3 protein-coding genes and 1 pseudogene are annotated in these 4005 nt (G+C 71.7%); 2 read left to right on the top strand and 2 right to left on the bottom strand.

Going from position 1 to position 4005, the window contains the following annotated elements; translation table 11 throughout:
• Window positions 1-493: pseudogene (locus FV229_RS25755) on the bottom strand (diguanylate phosphodiesterase); the annotation flags it as partial.
• Between the two features lie 243 nt (window positions 494-736).
• On the opposite strand from FV229_RS25755, the gene FV229_RS25750 reads away from it, so the two are divergent.
• Both FV229_RS25750 and FV229_RS25745 read left to right on the top strand, forming a co-directional pair.
• Window positions 737-955, top strand: coding sequence for a heavy-metal-associated domain-containing protein (locus FV229_RS25750; protein ID WP_147754650.1), 219 nt, complete (start codon window positions 737-739; stop codon window positions 953-955).
• 250 nt (window positions 956-1205) lie between these two features.
• Window positions 1206-2879, top strand: a complete 1674-nt coding sequence (locus FV229_RS25745; RefSeq protein WP_147754649.1) for a formate--tetrahydrofolate ligase — start codon at window positions 1206-1208, stop codon at window positions 2877-2879.
• A 52-nt stretch (window positions 2880-2931) separates the two neighbouring features.
• Here the strand turns inward: FV229_RS25745 and FV229_RS25740 are convergent, their stop codons facing one another.
• On the bottom strand, window positions 2932-3702 hold the full coding sequence (locus FV229_RS25740) for a restriction endonuclease (RefSeq protein WP_147754648.1): 771 nt from the start codon (window positions 3700-3702) through the stop codon (window positions 2932-2934).
• Window positions 3703-4005 lie beyond the last annotated feature (303 nt).

Genomic DNA, 4005 nt, shown 5'->3' with positions numbered 1-4005 from the left:
GTGGCTGCACCGCGGCTGGCGGCGGCGCGGCAGGTTGCGGCGCAGGGATGGGCGGCTCGGGGGCGGGCTGCGGCTTCGAGGCGGCGAGTGCGGCGGCCTGCTGCTTCAGGCGGGCGACCTCGCTGTCCTGCGTGCCGACCACGGCGGCGAGGTCGCGCACGATGCCGCTTAAGAGGCCGATCTCGACGGTGAGCTCCTCGACCTCGCGGGGCAGCCCGTCCTGCGCCGCGTCGGCCCGGCCGGCGGCCTCGGTGCGGAGCAGGCGTTTCGACAGTGTGTCGAGCTCGGCCGAGAGCTTGTCGCAGCGCGCCGCCAGCCCGCTCGCGCGGGCGTGGGCGACGAGGGCGCCCAACGCCGCAAACCCCGCGAGCGCGAGCGCGCCGGCCGTCGGCATCAGGGCCGCCAGCGGCGCGAGCACCACGAGGCCGAGCAGCCCCGTCGACCACAGGCCCGCATGCCGGCCGAATCTCCGGACTGTGGGTCGGTTCGCCACGCGTGCCTTCTTGCCTGGAATCATGTGAGGGCCCGGCCTGCATCGCTTGCGGAGCCGAGCCTCCGTTTGTCGCCGAGGGGCCGCGGGGCCGCAAGCGCCGAGGTGCCCAAGCACGGCGGTTTTCCGCGAGTGTGACATCCCCTCGGCCGTCTCCGAGGCCCGCTTGCCACCCCCTTGCCACCCCCTTGCCGCACCCGGTCCAACGCCCGAGATCGGGGGCAGGCGAAGTGATGGAGGAACGACATGGACGCGCAAGGCGAACTTCTGATGCGGGTCGAGGGCATGACCTGCGGCGGCTGCGAGGCCTCGGTGCGCCGGGTCGTGCAGCGGATCGATCCGGCGGCCGAGGTCGAGGTCGACCGGGCGCACGAGCGGGTCGCGATCCGCACCACCGCCCAGAGCCTCGTCCTCGCCGAGGCGCTGACCAAGGCCGGCTACACCGCCACCGGGATGACCGGCTGACGCGGCCTCCGCCCGATCAAGGCGTCCGCCCTGTCGGCAAGCCCGTGCGACGGCCCGCGCCGGCAAATCGAATTTGTCGGCACAACGAATAATTTCGACGCGCTTTTCGACCTCGACTGACGCAAAATGGCGGAATCGACCGGGCGTTGCGCTTGGTCTGGCGCCCGCCGCACGGCAAATGCCGGCGGACCGGACGTCACGGACAAACCGGACGCCACACGAAGCCCTCGTGCCAAAGGTTGAGGAAACCATGCCCTCAGACATCGAGATCGCCCGCGCGGCGACGCTGAAGCCGATCGCGCAGGTCGCCGAGAAGCTCGGCATCCCCGACGACGCGCTCCACAATTACGGGAAGCACATCGCCAAGCTCGACCACGGCTTCATCGCCGGGCTGGAGGGGCGGCCCGAGGGCAAGCTGATCCTCGTCACCGCGATTTCGCCGACGCCGGCGGGCGAGGGCAAGACCACGACCACGGTGGGCCTCGGCGACGCGCTGAACCGCATCGGCCAGAAGACCATGATCTGCCTGCGCGAGCCCTCGCTCGGCCCCTGCTTCGGCATGAAGGGCGGGGCGGCCGGCGGCGGCAAGGCGCAGGTCGTGCCGATGGAGCAGATCAACCTGCACTTCACCGGCGACTTCCACGCCATCACCTCGGCCCACTCGCTCGCCGCGGCGCTCATCGACAACCACGTCTACTGGGCGAACGAGCTCAACATCGACGTGCGCCGCATCCACTGGCGCCGTGTCGTCGACATGAACGACCGGGCGCTGCGCGCCATCACCCAGTCCCTCGGCGGCGTCGCCAACGGCTTCCCGCGTGAGGACGGCTTCGACATCACCGTGGCCTCCGAGGTCATGGCGGTGTTCTGCCTCGCCAAGGACCTCGCCGACCTCGAGGAGCGGCTGGGCCGCATCGTCATCGCTGAGACCCGCGACCGCAAGCTCGTGACCCTCAAGGACGTGAAGGCCACCGGCGCGATGACCGTGCTGCTGAAGGATGCGCTGCAGCCTAACCTGGTGCAGACGCTGGAGGGCAACCCGGCGCTGATCCACGGCGGCCCGTTCGCCAACATCGCCCACGGCTGCAACTCGGTGATCGCTACCCGCGCCGGCCTCCGGCTCGCCGACTACACCGTGACGGAAGCCGGCTTCGGCGCCGACCTCGGTGCGGAGAAGTTCTTGGACATCAAGTGCCGGCAGGCGGGCTTGTCGCCGTCGGCCGTCGTCATCGTCGCGACGGTGCGCGCGCTGAAGATGCACGGCGGCGTCAACAAGAAGGACCTCGGGTCCGAGAACGTCGACGCCCTGGAGAAGGGTTTTGCCAACCTCGCCCGGCACGTCACCAACGTCCGCGGCTTCGGACTGCCGGTGGTGGTCGCGGTCAACCACTTCTATGCCGACACCGACGCCGAGCACGCCAAGCTCCGCGACCTCTGCCGCGAAAAGCTCGACGTCGAGGCGATCACCTGCAAGCACTGGGCGGAGGGCGGCGCCGGCGCCGAGGCCCTGGCCCACGCGGTGGTGAACCTGTCGCAGGGCGCGCCCAAGCCCATCACCTACACCTACGAGGCCGAGGCCAAGCTGTCGGACAAGGTCAAGGCGATCGCGACCAAGCTCTACGGCGCAGCCGACATCCAGATCGAGTCCAAGGCGGCGGGCAAGCTCGCCACCTTCGAGAAGGACGGCTACGGCCACCTGCCGGTCTGCATGGCCAAGACGCAGTACTCGTTCTCGACCGATCCGACCCTGATCGGCGCCCCCGACGGCCACGTGGTGGCGGTACGCGACGTGCGCCTCTCCGCCGGCGCCGGCTTCGTCGTGGTGATCTGCGGAGAGATCATGACCATGCCGGGCCTGCCGCGGGTGCCAGCCGCCGACACGATCCGGCTGGACGAGAACGGGCAGATCGACGGGCTGTTCTAGGCGGGGCTCGACGCGTTCTTCCCTCCCCCCTCTGCGGGGGAGGGAAGTGGCGTCACGCCTGCACGGAGCGGACGGCCCGGATCGGGCGCAATTCGTCGAGGTCGTCGTGATGCAGCAGCAGCACGCCGGTGGCGGCGGCGAGCTTGCGGGCGGCGGGGGTGAAGCCGGCGTTCGAGACCACGGCGGCCATGTCGCCCGACCAGTAGCGGGCGGCGGCGGTCGCCTCCTGCACGGCGGCGTTGCCGACCGGCCGGCCGTAGCGCTTGCACTGGACCACGAGGCGGGTCGCGCCCTGCTCGGCGACGATGTCGGCGCCCTGGTCGCCGCTCGCCGGCGTGGCGTGCGTGCGCCAGCCGCCGCGTTCCAGCCGCCCGGCGCAGAACCGCTCGTAGGGGATGCCGTCCTCCGGCGCCGCGTCCTCCTCGGGGAGGTCCACCGCGTCGGTCACCGCCTCGACGATCGCGCGGATCGTGTCGGGCCTCGCTTCGCACAGGTCGGCGAAGCCGCGGGCGGTCAGGTCCGGCACGAGGGTGCGCGCGACGAAGTAGTCGCGCTCGCGCAGCCAGCCGTCGAGGATGCGGTTGCCGTAGGCGTCGACGAAGCTTTCCTGCCGCCGGCGCAGGGCCAGCGTCCGGGCATGGCGGCGGGCCACCTTGCGCACGCGGGCGCGGAAGCGCCCCGGCCGCCCGAGATGGCGCAGCAGGACGAGGCCGAGGCCTGCGCCCGAGGCCGCGATGCCGGCGCGCCCGTACCAGAGGGACAGGCCGCCGCCGGCCACCGCGATCCAGAACAGGCGGGCGACGAGGCTGGGCTGGCCGGGCATGAACGACGCCTCACGCGGCCGGCCCCACCGGCCGGCTCCACGCCGACAGCCATCGCACCGGCCGATGCCCGATCCCTGAATCCGCCGGGCGGCGGCGTGGAAAAGCTGTGGATGTCCTCAGGCGGGGGCGAACGAACTGCGCATCATAGCCGGTGAAGCCGCCACCCTCCCCCGCAGAGGGGGGAGGGAAGAACGCGCGGACAGTTTGGCCCGACGCGCGGGTCCAAAAACCCGGATGCCGGCCGATCAGGCCTCGACGGTTTTGCGGCTGCGGCGCGCGGCCGGTGCGGGGGCGGCCGGGGC

It is taken from the genome of Methylobacterium sp. WL120, from assembly GCF_008039465.1.
GTDB lineage: Bacteria > Pseudomonadota > Alphaproteobacteria > Rhizobiales > Beijerinckiaceae > Methylobacterium > Methylobacterium cerastii.
Note: the sequence above shows the minus strand (reverse complement) of the source record. Positions and strands in the feature narration are given on the sequence as shown.